Origin of the sequence: Blautia sp. AF14-40, from assembly GCF_003479665.1 — a bacterium.
Taxonomy (GTDB): domain Bacteria; phylum Bacillota; class Clostridia; order Lachnospirales; family Lachnospiraceae; genus Fusicatenibacter; species Fusicatenibacter saccharivorans.
On sequence record NZ_QUHK01000012.1, the window covers coordinates 71042 to 95432 of the forward strand.

The 24391-nt window shown below is 36.9% G+C and carries 23 protein-coding genes; all 23 read left to right on the forward strand.

Annotation, left to right across the window (positions count from 1 at the left end; translation table 11 throughout):
- The first annotated feature begins 54 nt into the window (after positions 1 to 54).
- A complete protein-coding gene (gene rlmD / locus DWW13_RS10395) occupies positions 55 to 1452 on the forward strand; it encodes a 23S rRNA (uracil(1939)-C(5))-methyltransferase RlmD (RefSeq protein WP_118720039.1) in 1398 nt (465 codons plus the stop codon).
- A gap of 299 nt (positions 1453 to 1751) precedes the next feature.
- The gene (locus tag DWW13_RS10400; RefSeq protein WP_226906385.1) at positions 1752 to 2774 is read left to right on the forward strand and encodes a ParB/RepB/Spo0J family partition protein; all 1023 of its coding nucleotides are present in this window, start codon (positions 1752 to 1754) and stop codon (positions 2772 to 2774) included.
- 19 nt (positions 2775 to 2793) lie between these two features.
- The gene (locus DWW13_RS10405) at positions 2794 to 3171 is read left to right on the forward strand and encodes a TnpV protein (protein ID WP_158579614.1); all 378 of its coding nucleotides are present in this window, start codon (positions 2794 to 2796) and stop codon (positions 3169 to 3171) included.
- 18 nt (positions 3172 to 3189) lie between these two features.
- Positions 3190 to 4128, forward strand: coding sequence for a ParM/StbA family protein (locus DWW13_RS10410; protein ID WP_118660758.1), 939 nt, complete (start codon positions 3190 to 3192; stop codon positions 4126 to 4128).
- Between the two features lie 8 nt (positions 4129 to 4136).
- A complete protein-coding gene (locus DWW13_RS19030; protein WP_173815382.1) occupies positions 4137 to 4679 on the forward strand; it encodes a hypothetical protein in 543 nt (180 codons plus the stop codon).
- Positions 4676 to 6544: a MobA/MobL family protein gene (locus DWW13_RS10420; RefSeq protein WP_226906869.1), complete on the forward strand. Its 1869-nt coding sequence runs from the start codon at positions 4676 to 4678 to the stop codon at positions 6542 to 6544. The genes DWW13_RS19030 and DWW13_RS10420 overlap by 4 nt, the downstream gene beginning before the upstream one ends.
- 159 nt (positions 6545 to 6703) lie before the next feature.
- Positions 6704 to 7300, forward strand: a complete 597-nt coding sequence (gene purN / locus DWW13_RS10425; RefSeq protein ID WP_118660796.1) for a phosphoribosylglycinamide formyltransferase — start codon at positions 6704 to 6706, stop codon at positions 7298 to 7300.
- Positions 7301 to 7322: 22 nt separating this feature from the next.
- The gene (locus tag DWW13_RS10430) at positions 7323 to 7823 is read left to right on the forward strand and encodes a kinase (RefSeq protein ID WP_118660762.1); all 501 of its coding nucleotides are present in this window, start codon (positions 7323 to 7325) and stop codon (positions 7821 to 7823) included.
- Positions 7824 to 7869: 46 nt separating this feature from the next.
- Positions 7870 to 8280 carry an ASCH domain-containing protein gene (locus DWW13_RS10435; RefSeq protein WP_118660764.1) on the forward strand — a complete coding sequence of 137 codons (411 nt, stop codon included), beginning with the start codon at positions 7870 to 7872 and terminating at the stop codon, positions 8278 to 8280.
- 74 nt (positions 8281 to 8354) lie between these two features.
- A complete protein-coding gene (locus tag DWW13_RS10440; RefSeq protein ID WP_118697665.1) occupies positions 8355 to 9152 on the forward strand; it encodes a hypothetical protein in 798 nt (265 codons plus the stop codon).
- Positions 9153 to 9167: 15 nt separating this feature from the next.
- Entirely contained in the window at positions 9168 to 10088 is a 921-nt protein-coding gene (locus DWW13_RS10445) for a helix-turn-helix transcriptional regulator (protein ID WP_118660768.1), read from the forward strand.
- Between the two features lie 85 nt (positions 10089 to 10173).
- Entirely contained in the window at positions 10174 to 10737 is a 564-nt protein-coding gene (locus DWW13_RS10450) for a GNAT family N-acetyltransferase (RefSeq protein ID WP_118660770.1), read from the forward strand.
- Between the two features lie 3 nt (positions 10738 to 10740).
- Positions 10741 to 11376, forward strand: a complete 636-nt coding sequence (locus DWW13_RS10455; RefSeq protein ID WP_118660772.1) for a GyrI-like domain-containing protein — start codon at positions 10741 to 10743, stop codon at positions 11374 to 11376.
- A gap of 24 nt (positions 11377 to 11400) precedes the next feature.
- On the forward strand, positions 11401 to 12261 hold the full coding sequence (locus tag DWW13_RS10460; protein ID WP_158579615.1) for a helix-turn-helix domain-containing protein: 861 nt from the start codon (positions 11401 to 11403) through the stop codon (positions 12259 to 12261).
- A 50-nt stretch (positions 12262 to 12311) separates the two neighbouring features.
- Positions 12312 to 13061 carry a VOC family protein gene (locus DWW13_RS10465; protein ID WP_118660776.1) on the forward strand — a complete coding sequence of 250 codons (750 nt, stop codon included), beginning with the start codon at positions 12312 to 12314 and terminating at the stop codon, positions 13059 to 13061.
- Positions 13062 to 13069: 8 nt separating this feature from the next.
- Positions 13070 to 13393, forward strand: a complete 324-nt coding sequence (locus DWW13_RS10470; protein WP_118660778.1) for a TfoX/Sxy family protein — start codon at positions 13070 to 13072, stop codon at positions 13391 to 13393.
- A 167-nt stretch (positions 13394 to 13560) separates the two neighbouring features.
- Positions 13561 to 14823: an AAA family ATPase gene (locus DWW13_RS10475; RefSeq protein ID WP_118660780.1), complete on the forward strand. Its 1263-nt coding sequence runs from the start codon at positions 13561 to 13563 to the stop codon at positions 14821 to 14823.
- 2 nt (positions 14824 to 14825) lie between these two features.
- Positions 14826 to 15476 (forward strand): RloB family protein, encoded by a 651-nt coding sequence (locus DWW13_RS10480; protein ID WP_118660782.1) that lies wholly within the window; start codon positions 14826 to 14828, stop codon positions 15474 to 15476.
- Between the two features lie 226 nt (positions 15477 to 15702).
- The gene (locus tag DWW13_RS10485) at positions 15703 to 16515 is read left to right on the forward strand and encodes a hypothetical protein (protein WP_118720041.1); all 813 of its coding nucleotides are present in this window, start codon (positions 15703 to 15705) and stop codon (positions 16513 to 16515) included.
- Positions 16516 to 16606: 91 nt separating this feature from the next.
- Positions 16607 to 18244: an ATP-dependent nuclease gene (locus tag DWW13_RS10490; protein ID WP_118720043.1), complete on the forward strand. Its 1638-nt coding sequence runs from the start codon at positions 16607 to 16609 to the stop codon at positions 18242 to 18244.
- Positions 18238 to 19344 (forward strand): UvrD-helicase domain-containing protein, encoded by a 1107-nt coding sequence (locus DWW13_RS10495; protein ID WP_118697767.1) that lies wholly within the window; start codon positions 18238 to 18240, stop codon positions 19342 to 19344. Before DWW13_RS10490 ends, DWW13_RS10495 begins: the two co-directional genes overlap by 7 nt.
- 122 nt (positions 19345 to 19466) lie before the next feature.
- Positions 19467 to 22559 (forward strand): ATP-binding protein, encoded by a 3093-nt coding sequence (locus DWW13_RS10500; RefSeq protein ID WP_147398324.1) that lies wholly within the window; start codon positions 19467 to 19469, stop codon positions 22557 to 22559.
- Between the two features lies 1 nt (position 22560).
- Positions 22561 to 24054: a TIR domain-containing protein gene (locus DWW13_RS10505; protein ID WP_118660792.1), complete on the forward strand. Its 1494-nt coding sequence runs from the start codon at positions 22561 to 22563 to the stop codon at positions 24052 to 24054.
- The last annotated feature ends 337 nt before the right edge of the window (positions 24055 to 24391 follow it).

The following is a 24391-nucleotide window of genomic DNA, read 5'->3' on the forward strand; positions in this document are numbered from 1 at the left end:
GTGGTACCGGAGTTTTTCTGTCCGGAAATCAGTTTGACATAGAAGGAGAAGAGAATGAAAAAAGGAGAAATTTACGAGGGAGTCGTGGAAAGAATCGATTTCCCGAATAAAGGACGTGTACATGTGGAGGGCGAGACGGTTACCGTGAAAAATGCAATTCCGGGACAGAAGATCCGCTTTCAGATCAACAAAAAAAGAAAGAACCGCATGGAGGGCCGCCTGCTCGAAGTAACAGAAAAATCCCCGATGGAAAAGCGCGATCCGGTCTGCAGTATTTTCCCGTCCTGCGGCGGATGCATGTACCAGACGATGAGTTATGAGGATCAGCTTGCAATGAAGGCCGGTCAGGTGAAAAAACTGCTCGACGATGCCCTCGTGGAGGCCGGCCAGGTCAATGAGGCGGGGGAGGCCGATTATCCGTTCCTTGGAATCAAGGGAAGTCCGAAGGAGTTTGCATACCGGAATAAAATGGAGTTTTCCTTCGGCGATGAATACAAGGACGGCCCGTTGTCTCTCGGACTTCATAAAAAGGGAAGCACCTACGATGTCCTGACCGCGTGCGACTGCAAAATCGTACATGAGGATTTCACAAAGATTCTGACCTGCGTGCTGGCGTACTTTAAAGAGCGGAACGCAAGTTACTACCACAAGATAAGCCACGAGGGTTACCTGCGCCACCTGCTGGTGCGAAGAGCCGAGAATACCGGAGAAATCCTGGTAAATCTCGTCACCACAAGCCAGGAAGAATGGGATCTGATGCCGCTTGTGCAGGAAGTGCTTGGTCTGCCGCTGGAAGGAAAGGTTGTCGGATTCCTCCATATCATAAATGATTCCCTGGCAGATATTGTAAAGAGCGATGAGACAAAAGTGCTCTACGGACAGGACTACTTCTATGAAGAACTCCTCGGACTGAAATTCAAGATCACCCCGTTCTCCTTCTTCCAGACCAATTCCCTTGGCGCGGAAGTTCTCTACAGCACCGCCCGCGAGTTCGTCGGCGAGACGAAAGACCGCACGATCTTCGACCTCTACAGCGGAACCGGAACCATCGCCCAGATCCTTGCACCGGTCGCAAAAGAAGTGATCGGCGTGGAAATCGTGGAAGAAGCTGTTACAGCTGCAAAAGAGAACGCAGAGGCAAACGGCCTTACCAACTGCAGTTTCCTCGCCGGAGACGTGCTGAAGGTGATCGATGAAATCGAAGAAAAACCGGACTTCATCGTTCTTGATCCACCGCGCGAAGGAATCCATCCGAAGGCTCTGCCGAAGATAGTTGATTTATATAGGTGTGAAAAAATGCTTTACATCTCCTGCAAGCCGACTTCTCTTGCGCGGGATCTGGTAGAGTTTGCAAAATATGGATACCGTGTAGAAAAGGTCTGCTGTGTTGATATGTTTCCGGGAACGGTGCATGTTGAGACCGTCGCATGTCTACAAAGGGTGGATATGTAGAAATCCTTGAATTTACGCACTTTTCACAGGTTTTTAGATTTAATCATACCGGCGGAATCGGACGTAAAAAGGAGATTTCTCACGAGATTAAAGTTTCAGTAGTTATGGAACTGGTATGAGTGGACACAAAAATCTACAGTTAATATTTAAGGTTATTTCGGAGATTATTTTCATCAACAACTAAATATTAAAAGAGTCGCAAGACCGCTTGTTTTCAACATCTTTGGATGTGAAAGCATGCGGTCTTCTTTCTTTTGTCAGCTTTCATATCTAAGATTTCAGAATGGAGGAATGCGAGAATGAAAGAAATAAAGGAAATGTATCCATCATGGGGTGACGACCATGGTGTCAGGTTGGGAAACGTCAAAATCAGTGATTTACACGACTTTAAGGAACATCCTTTCCATGTTGTGGAAGACACTGCGTTGTTTGAACTTGCAAAGAGCATTGAGGATAAGGGAGTACTAGTTCCATTAATTGTTCGTGCTAATCCGTATGGAGATGGGTATGAGATTATTGCAGGGCATCGTAGGAAGGCTGCCTGTAAATGGGCAGGGCTTTCGGAAGTGTCGGTAATGGTTGTGGAAATGGATGATAATGAGGCTGTGATTGCTATGGTAGATAGTAATTTGCAGAGAGAGCATATTAAGCCAAGCGAAAAGGCATTTGCTTACAAGATGAAGCTGGAGGCAATGAAACAGCAGGGGAGGAGGACGGATTTAACTTCTTGCCAAGTTGGCAAAAAGTCCGTAGAAAATCCAACGTTGTCTCTTGCAAAGGTGGGATGCGGATATGATGAGAACGGCAGATGGCAAGTGACGAACGAAGAAGTTGAACAAATGCCTATTGATTCTAATAAACAGCTTGCAATGCAGCTGGGAGAAAGTCAGAGGCAGATTGCCCGCTATATCCGCCTGACCAATCTTATTCCTAAGATTCTGGATATGGTGAACGAAGGAAAGATTGCTTTTACGGTGGCTGTGGAGCTATCTTATCTGAAGGAAGAGGAGCAGTACGAGCTTCATGCCATTATGGATTTGGAACAGTGTACACCATGCTTATCACAGGCGTGTCGCTTGAAGGTAATGAGCCAGCACGGAACCTTGGATATGGATGCGATTTGTATGGTTTTGGAGGAAGAAAAGCCCAATCAGCGGGAGCAGATAAAGCTTCGTGCAGATGCATTGGCAAAATATTTCCCAGAGGATTATACACCAAAGCAGAAGACGGATTTAATCGAACAGCTTCTGAAGGAGTGGTATGAGAAGCAGGAATACAGCAAGCAGGAAAGCCTTGGCAGCAGTCGTGGCAGAGCAAGATAAAGGAATGGAGGTAGTAGCGATGAGCAGAGAATTATCAACTTATGAAGCAATGGGTGGCACTTATACAGAGGCGGATGGAGTGTTTTATCCGAATATTGTGGTTTCGGAGGAAGCAGATGTGTGGATTGGAAAATATGGTCTGTTATGGATAGATTATATGAAATCCAATCATGCAGAAAGGTACAGGCACCATATTCGTATGGGAACCTTGAGTGCCAGAGCTTTTGAGCTAAATGAAGAGGCTTATGAAATGCTGGAAGGAATCGTGAGTCAGTATCTGGCAAAGCATAAGCCACAGCATTCAGCTTCCACAATGGAAATGTGGAAGCTTCGGGAACAGGCAAAACAAATGGCGGAAGAGATCGTGTTAAGCGACATTGTTCGCCAGTATCATTAGAATTTGGAGGATTTTAGTATGAGAGAGATTAGAGAATACAATATGAACGGAACTATTATTTTGGGCGTGGATAATGGTTATGGCAATGTGAAAACCGCCCACAGAGTATTTCCTACGGGAATTATAAAGTGTGACAGTGAACCGGTGCTGAGTAAGGAGTATATCGAATATGATGGTTCTTATTATATTATTGGTGAAGGTCACAAGGGCTTTGTTGCAGACAAGCAGGAGGATGATGATACTTATATTCTGACTCTTGCAGCGATTGCAAAGGAGCTTGAGGCAAGAGGACTTACAGAGACTAGAATTCATCTGGCGGTGGGACTTCCTTTGAAGTGGGTACAGGCACAGAGGGAGAGCTTTAAGAAGTATCTGACCAGAGAAAGATATGTTTCACTGAAATACAAGAAGGTGGACTATCTGATTGAAATTGTGGATTGCACGGTCATGCCACAGGGCTATGCGGCTGTTGCAGAAAATTTGAAGGATTTCAAGGGAATGAATCTGCTGGTGGATGTTGGCAACGGTACTATGAATGTTATGTATCTGAATAACGGAAGACCGATTGAAAGCAAGTCATGGACAGAAAAACTGGGTGTGAATCAATGCTTTATTCGTATTCAGAATCGAATAATGGATAGGACTGGAACAAAATTACCAGATGAAATTATCAATGATTTCTTAAGATATGGCGATGCGGATGTAAGTGAGGCATATTTATCAGCGATGAAGCAGGTTGCTGAACAGTATGTACAGGGATTGTTCCAGAAGCTTCGGGATTACGAGTATAACGAGGATTTGATGAATCTGTATGTTATGGGTGGCGGTGCCAAAATGGTGGAAATTTTTGGAAAATACAATCCGGATAGGACAACCTATAATCATGATATTTGTGCAAATGCCAAGGGGTATGAATACTTCTGTTATATGATGCTTCGTCAGAAGAATCGAAAGTAGGTGGTTAGATGGCTATAAAGAATCACAATTTCCGCTTCAATGAGGAAAAAGAAGCGGAAAGAAAAGCATGGCAAATTCTTCACTCAGAAGAAGTGAAGGAGGACTTCCGCTCTCAGAATGAATTTGTTATAGCTGCCATCAATGATTACTATGCAAGGCATCTTGCTCTCAAACGAGATCCCTATCTGGAATCGAGGGAGAAGGAGGATACATTTGTAAAAGGAATTGTAGAGGCAGTAGAGCAAAAGGTACTTGATAATCTGCCGGGGTTGGCGGGCATGTATATGATGCAACAGCAGTCTCTTTTATCCGTGTTGGGATTACAGGGGATGGTGCCTGTACAACAACAGGTGCCAATGCCACAGATGGTAGCAGGAATGCAGATGTCAGGTCAGGTATCAGCAGCCGTACAAGAGTCGAAGCAAGGGCAAGAGACTATGGTTGGTGGAGATGGATGTGAAAAAAGAGATTACACTGAGGAGGATGAGAAAAAGTATCAGATAGAACCTGATATTAACGAGTTCCTTGATTTTAGTTTTTGTGGTGAATGATAGTAGATGGCTACAAAGCTTTTGTAAATAAAAGCGATGTAGCATCAGTTGTGAAAGAATATGTAGCCATAATTGCAGTAGGAATAAGTGGTGTCGGAAACGGCAAATTATGTAGCCAATTAAATACAGCTATTAGCTTTGATGAAGCCATGTATCTTTTCGAAGGTATGTGGCTTTTTCTGTATTTGCTAAAGATAGATTTTTTATCCAGCCGTCGGCGTTTGAGAGCGAAATACACCCATCGCACAATACTTCGTTTTGTACTCTGTGTATTTCGCCATTGCAGGGGGCTATTACGCCGGAAACGGCGGTGGGTTCGTATACGGATGCCTATGCATCCACTCACATTATGCAATAGAAGGGAGATGATTAGAATGCCAAGAAATTCATTTGTGCAAATGAATAAGCTGACCAATGTGTCTGGCAGAATTACTTATATATCAAGTAAGGCAAAGCAGGAAAATCTGTATGCTACTTATACTACGGTTTCGGAGCAGAGTTTTTGGAGAGAACTGGCGAAATATAACCAGGAAAGTTTTCGGCAGAGTGGGACTGAGGGAAAGTGTATTGAGGCAAGGGAACTGATTATAGCGTTGCCGGAATCCTTTGTGTATTATGAGCCGGAATATTTGCTTAGGCGATTTACAGACCATTTTAAGCAGAATTATAAGGTGGAATGTATCTCAGCACTGCATCATAACAAGCGAAAGACCAATTACCACATTCATCTGATATTTGCAGAGCGTCAGCTTCTTGATAAACCTATTGAGAAGATTGCCACCAGAAATATGTTTTATGACGAGAAAGGTAAGCATAGGCGTACCAAGAAGGAAATCTTGGATGAAGCAGGGAACATCCGTAAAAAGTGCAAGGTTATCAAGAAGGGGGAAGCGTATGAGCGGAATCTGTTTACTACGAAAAACGAGCTGTTTAAGGCTGATGGATTTCTGGACGAGGTAAAGCGTTTATACACGGACCTGATTAATGTCTGTGCCATAAATGAAGAAGATAAACTTCAGGTATTTGATAGGAATGGAATGTATCTTGCTACCAAGAAAATTGGTAAAAACAATCCTAAAGGAGCAGAGATAGAAGCTGACAATATGGAGCGTGCAAGATGGAATCAGACTGTGGACAGAGCATTGATTTCAGGTGTTGCCGAGGAGGATATCCTAGGCGTGAAGCGAGAAAAGATATCGGAGGAAGTCAAGCATTCTATTGAATTATATGGGAATAATCCGTCTTTCTTGGGGGATATTATCAGACTTGCAATTAAGGCATTGGAATTGCTTATATCAAAGGTATTACTTGCAGCAGCTAAAGTGGCTAAAAAGATTGTGGATGTGGTTCATGAGAAAGTTGTAGAGAAAGAAGTTCCAGTGTTGGTGGAAGAGCCAGAGCAGGCGGTTGAGATTTGGGAAAAGGTACAGCTTCCTAAGAAACCAAAGGAACCGTTATTGCTGTCTAAGTATCCAGTGATTATGGAGCTGGATGCAGAATTGAAGCGTTGGAATAAGGAAATCTTTGCGGTTGAACAGGAGCGGGGCAATCTGGAGATTGAACTGTCTGTATGTTCCAGAGTATTTAAGCAGAAGCAGAGGAGGGAATTGCAGGAGAGGATTACTCTGTTGGATAAAAAGGTGGAGAAGATGAAGGCTGAGCTTTCACAGGTGCTTCGGGATGCCGGATATGCTAATGCTGCGGAATTCTTTACAGAGCTTTTTGCGGTGCGTGAGGAGAAGCGGAAGTATGAGGAGGCTTGCAAGGTATGGCAGGAAGAATGTGTTAGGACGGAGATTGAAGCGACGGGGGATGGACAGTATTATGGGAATGTTCCGTCGATTGAAAGAGGAAGAACACGTTAGTTTTTGGAGGATTACTAAGTTTGGTAATCCTCTGCTCTTTTATAGCAAAAATAACTGTAATAGTAAGAGAAAAAACAGAGGAAATAAGGTGGGTAATATGCTATGATATATACGGTAGCTGCATTAGCTTTATCGAACCAAAGAATGGAGAAAACAATTATGAATATAGCAGTATTTGCATCCCATGGTGGAAGTGATTTACAAGCGATTATGGATGGGTGTAAGAATAATCAAATTAATGCAAAGGTGGCAGTTGTTATTAGTAACAATGGAAGTTCAATGGCTTTACAAAGAGTTGCTGGCGAAGGTATCCCAAACTATCACCTTAGTGCCAAGAAATCAGGAAGTGAAGAGAGTTTGGCAACAGAGATTTTAGATGTATTGTCAAAATATAATGTTGATATGATTTTTTTGGCAGGATATATGAGGATGTTACATATATCAGTTCTTGAAAGATATAACAATAGAATTTTTAATATTCATCCGGCATTACTACCTAAATTTGGCGGTAAAGGTATGTTTGGAATGAATGTGCATACGGCTGTTATTGAGGCAAAAGAAAGTGAAACAGGAGTAACAATTCATAGAGTAAATGCAGAATATGATAGCGGCAAAATCGTAGCTCAAACAACAGTACCCGTGTTGGAAAGAGACACACTGGAAACATTAGCAGCGAGGGTGTTGGAGAGAGAACATGAATTTTTGGTGGAAGTCATAGCTGACATTGTGAACGGTAAAATTCCTTTAGGAGAATAATGGGACACGATAAGGAGAATCTATGAAAAAATTAGTTATACTTAGAGGTAATTCAGGTAGTGGGAAAACGACAGTAGCAAGAGCGTTACAAAGAAAGATAGGATTTAATACAATGCTTATTTCACAGGATGAAATTAGAAGAAATATGCTTTGGGTTAAAGATGGCATAGATACGAAAGCATTGCCACTAATGATAGAACTTTTGAAATATGGAAATGAACATAGTGACATTGTTATTTTAGAAGGAATTATGTATGACGAGTGGTATAATCCATTATTTAATGTGGCTAATGAATTATATGGGGCAAATGTTTATTCATACTATTTTAATATACCATTTGAGGAAACCGTAAGACGTCATCAAACAAGGAGTAAAAGCCAAGAATTTGGCGAAGAGCATATGCGCCAATGGTGGCGGGAAAAAGATTTTTCATCTGTTCTTGAGGAAGAAATTATTTCTTGTGAAATGGATGCGGAATGTATTATTGAAAAGATATACACAGATTTGCTAAAGTATATTTAGAGAAAGTATCAGCAACTGATGAGTGTTCTAGATTAAGGAGACAAATATGAAACACACGATGAAATTACGTCCCAATCCTTTTCGTATGATTTTATGTGGAGAAAAGACATATGAACTTAGATTATATGATGAAAAACGTCAATGTATTAAAATAGGTGATAAGATAGTATTTGTCAATACTAAGACTGACGAACCGCTTGTAGTAAGTGTTAAAAGCATACATATATTTAAGAATTTTACTGAATTATATCAAGCGTTACCATTGCTAAAATGTGGTTATACAGAGGAAAATCTTACAACTGCTAATCCAGCAGATATGGAGGAATATTATTCAAAAGAACAACAGATGCAGTATGGTGTTGTGGCGTTTGAAATAGAGAGAATAACAGAACGACAATTTGTTAATGGAAGAATTGGCGGGACGGAAAACGGACTCCAAGGAACTATTGGAGATTAAATAGATTTGTGATATAGAAGAAGCTCATTGATAAAAAGAGTGATTAAACATGATTTTGATACAGAGGAAAAGGTATGGATGTATTACTTGAATTATTAATTAAATTGTTGTCATTAACAGTGATAATGATATTTTTAATTGGTTTATTATTCGTTATGTTAATTTCAGTAGTATACATAGCGGGATATGTTTACGATAGTATATTTGGCAATTCATTTATAAGTCTGGGGCACTTTATAAGTGGAAAATATCCGAAAATCAAGAATATTCCGATAGTTGTAAAACTGTGGAGAAAAATACAACCAAAAGAATTATATTTGCGATATGAAACACCATTATTTACATATTGTTTTTCGTATACGGCAATTTCGTTGTTGGCATTAGTATTGCCGAATGAGAATGGTATGGGTATTATTGTAGCATCGGCTTTATATCTATTGTTTTACTTTGTCGGAATGGCTAGAAAATGTGGAAGAAATGAACAATATTATGAAAAAATATTGGACAACAATATTGAATTTCTTAAATTATCTTTTTTACCATTAGGTTTCATTATCACCGTGTTGGGATTCTGTTTTACTATTACTGGGATGAAAGTGCAAGAACTTCCTCTGGATTTTGCAATAATAGGAAATACATACGCGAGTTTAATGAATTATAATGACGAGACAAATACATTAATGCTCTTTCTGAAATTGATTGTATCTGGGGGACTTATATTGATTTTGTTTTATGTTATAAGTTTACCTATTCAAGTGATATCATATTTTGTCATTTCAGTTATTAATTATTTCAGAAAACATAAAGCTGGCTACATAGGACTATCTAAGAAATTTCTTGGCATTGTAGCTTATTTCTTGAAAAATATATGATAGGAAAAAGTAGTAATGAAAACAGACAGATTATACGCACTTACTTTATATCTGCTAAATCATGGAAAGTCTTCCGCCTCGGAGTTGGCAAAGCATTTTGAAGTATCTGTACGGACGATTCAGAGGGATATCGATACTTTGTGTCAGGCGGGTATTCCGATTTGTGCTTTTACCGGTACAAATGGTGGATATGAAATTTTAGGTGATTTCAAAATGAATAACCAACTTGCATCGAAAGATGAATATGCCTATATTGCAACTGCTATAAATGGATTAAAAACGGTTACTAATAATCCGGTGGCTGATGATATTTACGAGAAAATAACAGCCATATCCAAGAACAGTAATATAGGTATGATTTTGGATTTTTCTGTATTAAGAGAAGGCGATGAGAAATTGCTTCAAACTTTACAGTCTGCAGTTAAGAATAAGCAAGTGGTTAGATTTACATATACAAATAATGGTGGAGAAACAAGACAACATTGTGTAGAACCGATAGCGGTTATTTACAAATGGTATGCTTGGTATATGTTGGCTTATAATACGGCGAAACAGGATTATAGAACCTATAAGCTGGTTCGGATGGAAGATGTTTGTATAACGGAAGATGAATTTTCCAAGGAGCACAAGTCGGCACAGGATATTTTAAATGATTGTGACAATTCCTATCAGGGAAAGGACATATCCATAAGAGTTCGGATGCGATGCCGGGGTAATGCGATACACAGAATAAAGGAATATTTAAACGGACAGCTTATAAAAAACTGTGATGATGGTAGTTCTATTATGGAAGTTCATATTGTAGAGAAGGAACAATGGTGGATAGGTGTTGTTTTGTCACAGGGAAAAGAAGTCGAGATTATAGAACAGGAGCATATAAAAGAAAGGATTATTAATTACGCAAAAGATATTCTTTTTTTATACGATAAACTATGACATATAGATGTCGTAATTTGTGTGAGATAATGTAAATGAAGTTATTTAATGTTTAACAAATTACGATATGGAGGTTGATAAGAAGATGGGTATTGATGTGTATGAACAAATTCCTGTTATGGAAAGTGAAAAGTTTCTGCTGAGAGAAATTAAGGATGGAGATGCAGAGGATTTGCTTAGGGTATATTCCGATAAGGATGCAGTACCGCTTTTTAACAGTGATAATTGTGTGAATGGTTTTTACTATACTTCAATTGAAGAAATGAAGGATACTATTGCTTTTTGGAAGAGAGAATATCAAAACAGATATTATGCACGGTGGGCTATTATAGACAAAAATGCTAACTGTGCAATTGGTACAATAGAATTATTTAACCGAAGGGCAAAGGATTATTTCAATAATTGCGGATTGCTTAGACTGGATTTGAGAAGTGATTATGAAAAACAAGATACGATAGAAGATATTCTTGGGATTATTATTCCTGAAACGAGAGATATGTTTGCTTGTGAAATGATTGCCACTAAGGCAGTTTCAATTGCCCAAGAGCGTATACAGGCTTTAGAACATATGGGATTTTGTTTGTCGGAAGAAGCTTTAATAGGACATGATGGAACGAAGTACAATTCATATTATGTTCGGGAGGTGTAAGGAATGACTTTTGATTTCAAGAAAGAATACAAAGAATTTTATATGCCTAAGAATAAACCTGAAATAGTCAATGTTCCGACGGCTAATTATATTGCTGTCGGAGGGAAAGGTAATCCGAATACTCCGGATGGCGAGTACCAACAGGCAATAGGTGTATTGTATGCGGTTGCATATACTTTGAAGATGAGTTACAAATCAGATTACAAGATAAAAGGATTTTTTGAATACGTAGTTCCACCCTTGGAAGGTTTCTGGTGGCAAGACAATGTAAGAGGCGCAGACTATGGGAACAAGGATTCTTTTAACTGGATTTCTGTGATTCGATTACCTGACTTTGTTACAAAGAATGATTTTGATTGGGCGGTAGATACTGCGACCAAAAAGAAAAAGTTAGACTGCAGCAAAGCAGAATTTTTGACGATAGACGAAGGATTATGTGTTCAGATGATGCATATAGGACCATTTGATAATGAGCCGGAGTCTGTGAAGATTATGGATGCGTTCTTAGAAGAAAATGGATATGTAAATGATATAAATGAAAAGCGTTTACATCATGAAATATATATGTCTGATGCAAGGAAGATTGCACCGGAGAAGTGGAAAACAGTAATTAGACATCCGATTAGAAGAAAAGAGTAATTTATGCGAAAGGAGTTGTGGGATATGAACAATTCAATAATTTATCGCCCTTTGACGGCAACTCCATTCAAAAGAAATAGCTTTTATACAGAAATTTCCCCTTCTAAAGAATTGCAATCCTACATCCGATGTTATTGGGGAACAGAAAAAACACTTATACAAATCGAAAATAGTGATGCACCGGAATTAGTAATTCCGGATACTTGTGTGGATATTATTTATCATATAGATTATACCGATAATACCGTAACCGGAGGACTCTGTGGGGTAAATGATTGCAGTTTCCATGCACATGGCAACGGAACCATAGGTCATATGGTATCAACCTATGCTATTCGACTTTATGCGTGGAGTGCATATGCATTTTGCGATGATTCATTGCAATCCACCATGAATGGATACTTTGATGTGGATTCAAGGTTTGAATGGTTGGACAAGATTATTCGCCCCAAACTGTTGGAACTAAAAACCTTACAGGAAAAGATTTCATTTACCGAACAAGCATTGCTTAAAAGATTATCTGATGTGAGAGAAAATACGGTTGTTAACGATACAATACAGAACATTTTGATAAATAAAGGTTCTTTGGATATAGCAAAATTGGCAAAGAAATCCTTTGTGAGTACCAGACAGTTGGAGCGATTGTTTCATGAGTATGTTGGCATTACGCCTAAAAAGTTAAGCAATCTGATAAGATATCAATTCCTATGGAGAGATATTTTGTGTGAGCCGGATTTTGATGTGTTAAGTGCGGTTTACAAATTTGGATATACAGACCAATCACACTTATTACGGGAATTCAAGAGATACCATTCTATGGATATACATAATGCAAGAATAATGGCTTTTAAGGATGTCGGAAATATACAAGATGTTTTCGTTTGAATTTAGTATAATAGTTTCAAATTCTGACAGGCAGGAGAGGATGAAAAACTATGAAATACTGTACCACCGTAATAGCAGTACGAGATATGGAAAAATCTTTGCAGTTTTATAAGGATTTATTTCAGCAAGATGTACTTGTAGATTTTGGGAAAAATAAAACTTTGACTTGTGGATTAGCATTGCAGCAGGGATTGGAGCATATAGCTGGATTTGATGCCAGTACAATGAAATTTCGTTCCAATACCATGGAGTTGTATTTTGAGACAGAAGATTTTGATGCTTTTATACAATTGCTGGATTCTTATCCACAAGTGGAAAGACTTCATGAGCCGAAAACTTTTTCCTGGCTTCAAAGAGGAATTCATATATTTGACCCGGATGGACATTTGATAGAGGTTTCGGAGAGTATGTATTCTGTTGCCTGTAAGCAGTTTGAATCAGGTAAAACCATAGAGGAAACAGCTAAATTAGTGCAACATCCGATTGAGGTGGTCAGAGGTTGGTACGACCAGTATCAAAAGGAATTGATAAGTGTCTGTGGCACGGATTGTAGTGCGTGTTATTGTTTTGGCAAGATGTGCAATGGCTGTAATTCCTGTAAGGGAAAAGTTTTTCATGCACCGGAAGGAAAAGCTTGTCCGATTTATGACTGTGTCAGAAATAATAAGTGTATGCAGAATTGTGGAGAATGTGGGGAAATACCTTGTAAGTTATGGTTTGATACCAGAGAGCCAAAGTTTTCTGATGAAGAATTTAAAGAAAATATAGCAATGAGGGTACAAACATTGAAAAAGGAATAGAGGTAGTTATGTCAAAGAATAAAGAGATTGCAGATTACATAATGGATCAACTATCTGATTTAGGAAATGTACGAAACATTCCTATGATGGGTGGATATATTTTTTACTATAAAGAACGGATATTTGGTGGGATTTATGGTAATGGTTTTCTTGTAAAGATTACAGAGACCAGTAAGAAGTTTATGCCGGACAGTGAACCGGAACCACCGTATGAAGGTGCAAAACCTATGTTACCGGTAACTATTTTGGAGGATAGAACTAGCTTGCAAAATATGGTGGAAGAAATGTATCCGGAATTACCAGAGAGAAAACCAAAAAAGAAAAAAGCATAAAATGTGGTCAAATGTAAAAAGTCACTCAGTTTACGATGATGTAAATTGGGTGATTTTTAAATTTAAAAAATAAAATACATATAAGTGAGATAAATTCACATATAAACGTTGATTTTTGAGAAAAACTGTATATAATAGAAAGTAGAAAAGAAGGTGAGGTAGCAATCATGTTAATTCAATTTAATTTCAAAAATTTCAAATCATTCAGAGAAGAGGCTACTTTGGATTTGTCTGCGGCAAAGGTGACTGAGTTTTCAGACAGAGTGGTGACTGTTGGTAGCGAGAAGATTTTGCCGGTTGCTGCCATTTATGGTGCAAATGCAAGCGGAAAGTCTAATATATATAATGCTTTTGAATATATGTCTGATTATGTTGCAGATTCTTTTAAGTATGGGGATGAAGAGGAAAAGTTTGAGGAGTTCAGACCGACTCCGTTTTTGTTTGATTCCACATCTGCTGAAGCAGAATCCAGCTTTGAAGTGTATTTCACATTGCATGGTGATAAGTCTGAAAGAACTTATAACTATGGTTTCTGTATCAACAAGGAAGGTGTAACGGAAGAGTGGCTTAATTCCAAGGCAAAGACTGCAAGAAAGTACAGCACTGTATTTTATCGTGGAACTACAGACGAGGAGCTTGATTTGTCCGGTTTTCCTAAGAGTAGCAGGGATAATATTCAGGTGGCATTGGAAAAGCAGGTGCTTATTATATCTTTGGGAGCAAAGCTTAAGATTGGTAAGTGTAAGGCAATCAGGGATTGGTTCCTTGCTAATGAGTTTGCTGATTTTGGGGACCCTTTTACTAATTTCTTTATGTCACGCAGATTGCCTAAAGGATTTGTGGAAGATAAGGATGTGCAGCAGAAAGTTGTGGAATATTTCGCATCCTTTGATGAACATATCAAGGATTTTAGAATTGAAAAGGTTCCTCAGGAGGCTGAAAGTAAGGAAGAAAGATACAAGATTAACGCACTACACAAGATGATTGATTCTGATGAAATGGCGGAAATTCCTCTAGGATTGGAGTCCGCTGGAACCTTGAAGATGTTTGCGTTATATCCGGAATTGCAAGAAGTGTTGGAGAAGGGGAGCGTATTCTTCATCGATGAATTAAATGCACGTTTGCATCCGTTACTTGTAAGGAATTTCCTGCTTACATTCTTGAATCCGGAGATAAACACTAACCATGCACAACTTGTATTTACAACCCACGATACATGGCAGTTGTCTAACCAGTTGTTGCGTCGTGACGAAATCTGGTTTGTGGAAAAGGATGAAAGAGGCGTATCCACACTTTACTCATTGGCTGACTTCGTGGATGAGGATGGTTCTCGTATCCGTAAGGATGAAAGCTATGAGAAGAATTACCTAATTGGAAAGTACGGTGCGATTCCTACCTTAAGGAGTATTGATATTTTTAAGGAGGATTGAGTATGGCGAAAAAGGACAGAACAGGTAATAGAAAAAAGAGAGACCAGAGAAAACAATTCAAGGTGCCGGAATTGGGCTACTATTTGATTGTTACGGATACAGAGGCTACGGAATGCTGCTTCTTTACTGGTCTTCATCAGGCATTGCCGGAAGATGTGAGAAATAAGCTTGTAATAAAGGTGGTAGAAACAAAGACTCGTACCATGATTGATAAATGTTTGGAACTCACTGCTTATGATGCACAATATCGTATTCCTTGGATTGTGTTTGACAGAGACCAAGTACAAGGGTTTGATGAGATTATAAAAGAGGCAGAGGATAAAGGAGTACAAGCGGGCTGGTCTAATCCATGTTTTGAAATATGGATGTATGCCTATTTTGGTTCCATGCCGGCAATCCAAGAATCTTGGACTTGTTGCGCAGATTTTGGACGAGTGTATGAAACCAAGACCGGGCAAAAGTATTCCAAGGCAGATGAGCAGATGTATGGAAAACTCTGCAAAGCTGGTGACGAGGAAAAGGCAATCCAGATAGCACAGCAGAAACTGGAACAGTGTAAAAGAGAAGGTAAGACAAAGCCATCAGAAATGTGTCCTTGTACGACGGTGCATGAGCTGGTGGGGGAGATAAAGGGTAAGACAGTATATGTGTAGGAAATGTAAATCCGTAAAATGACTTAGAAAGGGTAAAGATGTTGAATGTTTATCAAAGCAATAGATAATATGTTACTTATTGATATACTATAACGCAAGTAGAACTCTGAAATCTCAGATTTTTATGTTCGATTTGTTCTATGGCGGGATGGCAATACTTAATAGTTTTATGAATTGGTAAAGAGTAGAGAAGAATGACAGATTGAATATGTGGAGGTATGATGATATGGATGTTTTTGCAATAGAAAAAGGAAAAGCACTGAAACTTTCGGTAGATGAATTTGAAAAACAGACATGCCATGAGTATCCTTACTACAGAACAAAAAAGGATAAAAGACTTTCTTTGTATGCGATTTGCCCAGAATGCGGAAATCCTATACAGATTGTAAATATGTATGGAGAAGAAATGATGCAGAATGTAACCCGTAAAGTAACCCTTTATGGGAAGCATACAGGACGAGCTGTAGAAAGTTTTCCATATTGGAATGAAGCAGAGATGAAAAACTGCTCATTATATAAGCCATCGCCATTGGGAAATACGGAAATAAGAACAAAAACGGAAGAGTCTGAAGAAATAAAGGAAATTATCGAAAAGAATTGGAGAAAAATAAAGCAGAATATTAGAGGTATAGTGGGAGTAAATCTAACGAATAAAGAAATGGACCATATGTATGAGGTGTTTATGGATTCTCGAGCGTATAGTTATAAAGCTGTTAATAAATACAATATACCCTATGCTATGATTAGATATCAGGAAGCAATATCAATCTATCGCACTTTTCTATTTGACTCTCCTATGAGTGAAATTGTCAAAGACAGAATCAATTGTAATAGTAAGTATTTTGAAATTCCAGATAAGGAAATAGTGAAAAAGGGAAGCGGATTCTATAACATTGGCATCTATTTTACAAAGTATCAAAGGAAAGAACACAAGCAATATATACACATGGTAATATATGAAGCTGATGGGTATGGAAAAGAAGGTAGAAATAGTATTTTAGAGGAAAGCATAGAAATGAAATCATGGATTTATGAGTGATTGTAAACGAAGAGTGAAAACACCATATATTCTTATGATAAAAAGAAGCTCCTTGCAAAACTGTATATGTGAAATATTGGGAGGTAACAGAATGTTTATTAGAAAAGTCAAAATTCATAATTTTAAATGTTACAGAGATTTTGAAATTACTCTTGAAGAAGGATTGAATATTGTTGTTGGAGATAATGAAGCAGGGAAATCAACAATACTCGAAGCTATAAATTTGGCACTGACCGGAATTATTAGTGGAAAGAGTATATGGAATGAGATTTCACAGTATATTTTTAATAAAGAGGCAGTTGATGAGTATATTACATCGTTAAATACAGCCCCTATTGAACTTCCATACATAGCAATAGAAATTTTCTTTGGTGGAGCTGAAAATCCTTTGATGAATGGTGATGCGAATTCAGATAAAGATAACAGTGCAGAAGGATTTTGTTTCAAAATTGCATTTAATGACAAATATGCAGATGAATATGAAGCATTAGTCCAACAGGGAGATGTTAAAAGCTTGCCGATTGAATATTATGATATCACTTGGACAACCTTTGCCAGAGATATAATTACAACACGTAGCATACCTTATAAATCATGTTTGATTGATTCATCTGAATATAGATATCAAAGTGGAAATGATTTGTATTTGTCGAGAATTATAAAAGGCTCATTGGAACCGGAAGATATAACATCTATTGCACAAGCACATAGAAAAATGAGGGATACTTTTATTAATGATCCATCAATAGAGGCTATTAATAATAAAATAAATCAAGATGCTAGTTTGACAGACAAAAAGATTGCGTTATCTGTAGAATTGGTTACAAAGAATGCTTGGGAAAATAGTCTTGTTACACAATTGGATGAGATACCATTTCATTATGTAGGAAAAGGAGAGCAATGTGTTGTTAAGACAGAACTGGCATTAGCAAAACGTACTTCGCAAAATGCAAGTATTATTTTGTTAGAAGAACCAGAAAATCATTTGTCACATACAAGATTGAATCAGTTGATTAAATGTATTTCGGAACAATATGCAGAAAAACAAATACTTATTTCAACGCATAGTAGTTTCGTCGCAAATAAGTTAGGGTTAGGAAAAGTGATGCTGCTTGATAACCTGAGAATTACAAGATTTTCTGAGTTGCCGGAAGATACATATAATTTCTTTAAGAAGGTGGCTGGTTATGATACGTTACGAATGATTTTATGTAAGAAAACCATCTTGTGTGAAGGAGATTCGGATGAACTGGTGATTCAGAAAGCATATATGCAACTTAATGATGGGCGTTTGCCGATAGAGGATGGAATAGAAGTGATTTCCGTGGGTGTATCATTTTTGCGTTTCCTTGAGATTGCAGATTGTATTCAAACAAAAATTGCAGTTGTTACAGATAACGATGGTGATATGGCAGCTATTAACAAAAAGTATGCAAATTATATAGGTGCAAAGCGGAAAGAATATATAAAGATATGTGTTGATGACGTTGTGGATACAGGGACACTTAAGATTGGCAAGAGTGATTATAATTACAATACTTTGGAACCGAAACTGCTGAAAGTTAATGGCTTAGATAAGTTAAATCAAATTTTCGGTACTGATTATACAAATGAGGATGATTTGAGGAAATTTATGAAGCATAACAAAACAGAATGCGCATTGAGAATATTCGAATCTTCTGAACAGATAGAAATACCGGAATATATTTTGGAGGCTATCAGATGGTAAATAGATTGATAATTGCGGCTGCAGGATCTGGTAAAACTACATATTTGGTCAGACAAGCGATGCAACAATCGGACAGTGTATTAATAACAACATACACTATTGCTAATGAATTGGAAATCCGAAAAAAAATTGTAGAACTCAATGGTTTTGTTCCGCATAATGTTACCATACAAACATGGTACTCTTTTCTTTTGCAGCACGGGGTTCGACCATTTCAGGGAGTGGTCTTAGATGATAAGATTAACGGCATGATATTAGTCAATGAAAAGTCTGGGAAAAAATATGATGGGAAATATGGTCCGGTATATTTTGCAGAAGATGACTATAGAAAATTCTATTTCACGGATGGGATGAAAATGTATTCAGATAAGATTGCAAAATTTGTATGCCGTTGTGAAAAGGAAACTAAAGGCAGAGTTTCGCAAAGAATTAGCAGGATTTATCCTAAGATATATGTAGATGAAATTCAAGATTTAGCGGGATATGATTTAGACATCATAAAAAGTCTGTTGCAAGCGGAGTGTGATGTGACAATGGTAGGAGACCCCAGACAGGTAACATATCATACGCATAACGAAGCAAAGTATAAGAAATATGCAAATGGTAAGATAGAAGAATTTATTAAAACTGAGTGCAAAAAACCAGGTTGCATTATTGATAAAGAGACTTTGAATGATTCTTACAGAAATAACCAAAGTATTTGTTCATATTCATCGCAGTTGTATGAAGAATATGGTGAAACTGGAACAAAGCAATTTGCGGTTACAGGGCATGACGGAGTTTTTTTAGTAAGACCAGATGATGTTGATGCATATTTAGAAGAATTTAAGCCAATGCAACTTAGGGAGAAGAGAACAGTAAAAGTGAATGATAGATATGCAGTAATAAATATGGGTGAGGCTAAAGGATTAACATATGATAGAGTCTTGATTTATCCAACTGGAACAATGAGAAGCTGGATGAAGGACCATTCAAAGACATTGCAACCGAAAACAAAGTCTCAATTTTACGTTGCAATTACAAGAGCAAGATATAGCGTGGGAATTGTTTTTGATTATGATGAGAAAATAAGTATTGAAGGTGTGGAAAAGTATCAATAATTGGGTGTATATGTTGAATAATTGATACAAATATAATAACAGTTTGAAATCGATGTGATAATAGAACGGATTTATAATGTATTGAAACCTCATGTCGATTAAAAAAGGCATGAGGTCTTTTTGTGGGAGAAGATATGGATAAAGAACAATTTCTAAGAAATATACAAGAAGAAGATAATAATTCATTGAGAACAGGAGCTGCTAATCGTATATTGCAATTACTTCAGAGACAACGTTATAACAATAATGAGGATAGCGTTAAGAGATGGATTTGGGAATTGTGTCAAAATGCAAAGGATGTTTGCAATGATAGCGGCAAGGTAAAAATTCGTATTGATTTAGATGAAAGTAATAAAAGGGTTATTTTCAGACATAATGGAAGAGCATTTTCTCTTGCAAATGTCATGTCACTTATCAATCAATCTTCATCAAAGGATAGAGATGATGAAACGGAAAGAACCAGTGGGAAGTTTGGAACAGGATTTCTGACAACACATTTATTATCAGAGATAGTTAATATATCAGGTATTTTAGAGACAGAACCTGAGAATTACTCTCGCTTTCGGATTTCATTGGATAGGACTGGTCATGATAAAAAAGAAATTATTGCGGCATTGGAAAAAGCTGTGAGTCAATTGCAGGAATGTCAGTCAATGCTGGTAAGTGACTATGATAAATATGCATATAATACCATATTTGAGTACGAACTTGATGAGGATGGGATTGAGGTGGCTCAGCAAGGGATTGAGAATTTGAGAGTGTCAGCACCATTTGTCTTGTCAATGCTTAGTGATATAGAGGAGATTACACTTGAAGCTACAGGAGAAAATTATAAATATAGCAGGCAATACAATTGTGGTTTAGCTAATTCATTAGTTCATGAAATCATATATGTATCAAGTACAGAAACTAAGAAGATATATATTTTAAATTTAACAGAAGAGAATACAACAATATCTATTGCTTTAGAAGGCGGAGAAAGTGGATGGTATATCATGCCTTATGCAAAGCAGCAATCAAGGTTGTTTTGCGATTTCCCTTTAATCGGAACAGAAGATTTCCCATTTCCAGTGTTAGTCTGTGCCAGAGATTTTAATCCGACAGAACCCAGAGATGGCATTTTTTTGACATGTCAGTCAAGGTCAAAGATTGATGATGAAATACAGCAAAATCGAGATATTATTGAAAGGGCATGTGAATTATATAAAAAGTTACTAGAGTATGTAGCAGAGAAAAGATGGAACGGAATCTATAACATAACAAAAATCAATTCGTATGGTAGCAAAAATTGGTATGACAATGAATGGTTGGAGGATATTGTCAATAATTGTAAGTATACTATTTTGCACACACCGATTATCTGTACCGGTAATGGATCAATGATGGCATTGCAAGATGATTTTGAATATGAACAGGTATTTATAATTTCTGAATCCAAAGAGGAAATACGTGAAAAAGAATGGGATTTGCTTAGTGTTATAATGCCAGAAAAGATTCCGTGTAGGGAAGATATGCACAATTGGTATAATTCCCTGTGGAATAATTGTAATAAGTACAATTTTAAATCATTGATAAAGCAGATAGAGGAGTATGGGAATGTTGTAAAACTTCAGGAATACATGAGAGGAACTGATTGGCATTCATGGTTATCGCAGTTTTTTAATCTGATAGAAGAGAATAAAAGTTTTCAGACATATATTGCGTCAGAGAGGATTAATATTATTCCAAATCAAAATGGTATATTTTCTTGCACGACAAATTTATATTTTGATAAAGATATCTTAAATGAATATAAGGAGATTCTAAAGTTTCTTGGAATTGATTGTAGGGATTGGTTGCTTGATTTGGAGTTCAGAAACAGAGATTGGTTTCAATTCGAAGAATATGGTAATGAGCAGATTTTAAAACTTATTGAAGATAAGTTGGATGATGCAGAGAAGGAACTTAAAAGCAATGTATTGTTTCGTATGGCATATATGTATACAGGGGAAAATGATAGATTAGTAATACATAGGCAAATATGTCAATTTGCAAATGCAATTTTGAAAATGGATAATCAAATGATAAAGGTGTCGGTAATTTCTGAGAGAATATTGCAGGATGCATTGAAACATACAATAACTCGTGTGGCAGACCGAATTAGTGAGTGTGAATGTATTCAGAAATTTGCAGAATATATGGAAATATCTTTTGATGAAGCAGTGAGATTATTGGCACAATTTGTAGAATTTGTTTTAGGACAAGGCTATGATAATCTTATAAATAAATCTACGAAGCCGATCTTACCGAATCAGAATGGTAGGTTCATGATAAAGGATGACATATTTTTGGACAATGAAATGGATGAAACGCTAAAAGATTTAGCTGTTTGTGCAGGATATGACATCAAGTCAGACTTGCTTATGAAAAACATTTATTTGGAATTGCCGGAAAGCCGATGGAAAAATGATATAGATGTATCTCAGGTTATTATAAAATATGTTAATCAAAACAGAACTTCTAAAGAGGAGGAAGTAAGAACATATTTTAAAAGATTATTGGTGTGGATATGTGACAATGAGGAAAAGGCAAGGAGCATTTTGCCAAATTTGTGTGAAAACAAGCATTATCTTTATGACGATGAAGAAATTGCTAGAACTATCAAGCAGGCAGAGACATTTAATCAACTCATGGAAAAGTACAACATATCCAGTCCGGAAAAGTTGGAGGAGCTTATTGGCAAAAGTCAGGAACAATGTACCGAAGTTAGTGATGATAGAATTGAATTAACAGAAGAGGTATTGCTACAATTGGGAATTGATTCTGAAGATGCACTGGAAAAAGCCTTCTCCTACCCGGATTTTGCAAGTAAGTATATCAGAAATTCAAAGCATGATGCAGGTACATATGAGTATCTTCAAACTATATTAGAGCGGTCAAAAAATAATATTCTTTTGCATTTAAATAGTAAAGAAGAGTATGACATTACTGAAATGCGTCAAATAGCCAATACAATATTTATCATAAAGAAAGATGGAAAAGAAATCTTTTTATTGGCACGCCCGTCTGATGGTGGAGAAGTTCGAATATATTATGAGACAGAAAAAGATTTGCTGGATTATACAATGGATTGGGAACTATGGGTAGAGGATGGAAAGAGTGAACCACAGAAAATCACATTTGGAAAGATGATTAAACTAACCGGACTTAATAGAATACCGCTGAGAGGAATATAACATGAGACTAAATGAAAAGGAAATTGAAAATATTATATGCAATAGTGTGACTGAAAATTTGATATGTAGAGCCTTGGAACTACGCCCAGGAGAATTGGCAAAATTCATATGTGGATTAGCCAATGTTAATGGAGGGTATATATTAGTTGGGGTTGAAAAGGATAATGGGCTATTGAAGCCAAAGGGTCTTCAGCTTGCATTTGATATGAAATCTATTATGAATTCTGTAGACAAGAATTTAGATGGCACTTGTCAATTTGGATACGGATATGTTAATGTTTCAGGAAAAAATATTTTTGTTATCAAAGTTGAGAGGGCGAAACAAAAGATATTAGTGGATAATGTATATTATTGCTTTCAAAACAATAGTGTAGAAGTAAGACAAATAGAGGAAGCAAAAAGATTATCGACTTTGTTTATTTCATATACGGAGTGTGACACACCTATAGTGGATATTATTGAAGACAAGATTCGTGAAAAATTGCAAGATAAGATTAAGGTTTCACGTTATACAGGGTTAAAGTATAAAGATAGCTTTAAGGAATTTATGGATACAATTCAAGAACATGATTATGTTCTAACTGTTGTAAGTGATACATACTTAAAGAGACAAGCGTGTATGTATGAAGTAGGGGAAATAATTAAGGACCATCATTATAAAGATAAATTATTGTTTGTTGTGTTGAGTGAAAATGAAAGAAAGTATTATGGCGAAAATATTCCTGAAAAAATAGGACCCAATATTTATGGAGGTGCTGAGGCAAGACTTGAATATATTGGGTTTTGGAAAGAAAAGTTTGATAAGTTACAGCAAATGATGAGTAATATAGGAGATTATGAAGCAACTAGTGAAGCAACAAAAGATCTTAAGATTATTGGACAAATATATAGAAAGGATATGGGAGAATTTTTACAGTTTTTGTCTGATGAAAATGGTAAAAATTTTCAGAAGTTGTATGAGAATGATTTTAAAGAATTAATTGAATGGATATATCCAGATTACTGTTTGAATATCTTTGATATGTGCCACCGATTTGATATTTTGTTAAAGAATGCTATTGAGAGATTACATAATGTAACGAGAACTGATTATAATCAAATTGCGTTAGGAGTAAAGACAGATAGCCATCAAACAGGATTAATGGTGTTTGCAGATGATATTGTGCTGTATAAACAAAGATATCGCTTGGTTGCTATGGACGGGCTTATGGCAAAATCGTATGTAACAGGAAATAATATTTTAATAGATGATGTAAAGAAAGAAAAAGATTATTATTGTGCAGTTTTTCAGACACGTTCAGAATTAGTATTACCAATTAAATATGGTGGAAAAATAATTGGTGTATTCAATTCTGAAAGCGAAGAAACAAATTATTATACTAAAGAGATGGTAGAACAATTATATAAAATACTTGAAAATTTTTCTTCTAGAATTATTGAATTAGGATATGTGGGAAATATGAATCATGGGGATATTCCCTATGTACATATTTAAATATAGATATAAGATTAATATTGTGAGAGTGCATATTTGTTTGTTAAGTGTCTGTCTTAAAATGTGTAGTGGTTTGTAATAATTTTCCATATTCCACAAGGAAATATAGATACATATATGTAAAGCGTTACTATTAGGGAGTTGATACAACTTTTACTGTATTTATATAATGGGTGGGGCATGTATGAATTTTTCTACGCACACGGGTATCGCGAGTTTCCGTGGGTACACCGATGCTCACTATGGGTCATCAGTGATGAAAAATCAAGACTTTTTGAGCAGTTGTTGCAATTTCCGCAACAACTGCTATTAGACTATGTGCACCTAGCGGCGCACG

Coding starts and splice junctions, on each gene's coding strand:
- rlmD (WP_118720039.1), top strand. CDS start 55: ATGAAAAAAGGAGAAATTTACGAGGGAGTCGTGGAAAGAATCGATTTC.
- DWW13_RS10400 (WP_226906385.1), top strand. CDS start 1,752: ATGAAAGAAATAAAGGAAATGTATCCATCATGGGGTGACGACCATGGT.
- DWW13_RS10405 (WP_158579614.1), top strand. CDS start 2,794: ATGAGCAGAGAATTATCAACTTATGAAGCAATGGGTGGCACTTATACA.
- DWW13_RS10410 (WP_118660758.1), top strand. CDS start 3,190: ATGAGAGAGATTAGAGAATACAATATGAACGGAACTATTATTTTGGGC.
- DWW13_RS19030 (WP_173815382.1), top strand. CDS start 4,137: ATGGCTATAAAGAATCACAATTTCCGCTTCAATGAGGAAAAAGAAGCG.
- DWW13_RS10420 (WP_226906869.1), top strand. CDS start 4,676: ATGATAGTAGATGGCTACAAAGCTTTTGTAAATAAAAGCGATGTAGCA.
- purN (WP_118660796.1), top strand. CDS start 6,704: ATGAATATAGCAGTATTTGCATCCCATGGTGGAAGTGATTTACAAGCG.
- DWW13_RS10430 (WP_118660762.1), top strand. CDS start 7,323: ATGAAAAAATTAGTTATACTTAGAGGTAATTCAGGTAGTGGGAAAACG.
- DWW13_RS10435 (WP_118660764.1), top strand. CDS start 7,870: ATGAAACACACGATGAAATTACGTCCCAATCCTTTTCGTATGATTTTA.
- DWW13_RS10440 (WP_118697665.1), top strand. CDS start 8,355: ATGGATGTATTACTTGAATTATTAATTAAATTGTTGTCATTAACAGTG.
- DWW13_RS10445 (WP_118660768.1), top strand. CDS start 9,168: ATGAAAACAGACAGATTATACGCACTTACTTTATATCTGCTAAATCAT.
- DWW13_RS10450 (WP_118660770.1), top strand. CDS start 10,174: ATGGGTATTGATGTGTATGAACAAATTCCTGTTATGGAAAGTGAAAAG.
- DWW13_RS10455 (WP_118660772.1), top strand. CDS start 10,741: ATGACTTTTGATTTCAAGAAAGAATACAAAGAATTTTATATGCCTAAG.
- DWW13_RS10460 (WP_158579615.1), top strand. CDS start 11,401: ATGAACAATTCAATAATTTATCGCCCTTTGACGGCAACTCCATTCAAA.
- DWW13_RS10465 (WP_118660776.1), top strand. CDS start 12,312: ATGAAATACTGTACCACCGTAATAGCAGTACGAGATATGGAAAAATCT.
- DWW13_RS10470 (WP_118660778.1), top strand. CDS start 13,070: ATGTCAAAGAATAAAGAGATTGCAGATTACATAATGGATCAACTATCT.
- DWW13_RS10475 (WP_118660780.1), top strand. CDS start 13,561: ATGTTAATTCAATTTAATTTCAAAAATTTCAAATCATTCAGAGAAGAG.
- DWW13_RS10480 (WP_118660782.1), top strand. CDS start 14,826: ATGGCGAAAAAGGACAGAACAGGTAATAGAAAAAAGAGAGACCAGAGA.
- DWW13_RS10485 (WP_118720041.1), top strand. CDS start 15,703: ATGGATGTTTTTGCAATAGAAAAAGGAAAAGCACTGAAACTTTCGGTA.
- DWW13_RS10490 (WP_118720043.1), top strand. CDS start 16,607: ATGTTTATTAGAAAAGTCAAAATTCATAATTTTAAATGTTACAGAGAT.
- DWW13_RS10495 (WP_118697767.1), top strand. CDS start 18,238: ATGGTAAATAGATTGATAATTGCGGCTGCAGGATCTGGTAAAACTACA.
- DWW13_RS10505 (WP_118660792.1), top strand. CDS start 22,561: ATGAGACTAAATGAAAAGGAAATTGAAAATATTATATGCAATAGTGTG.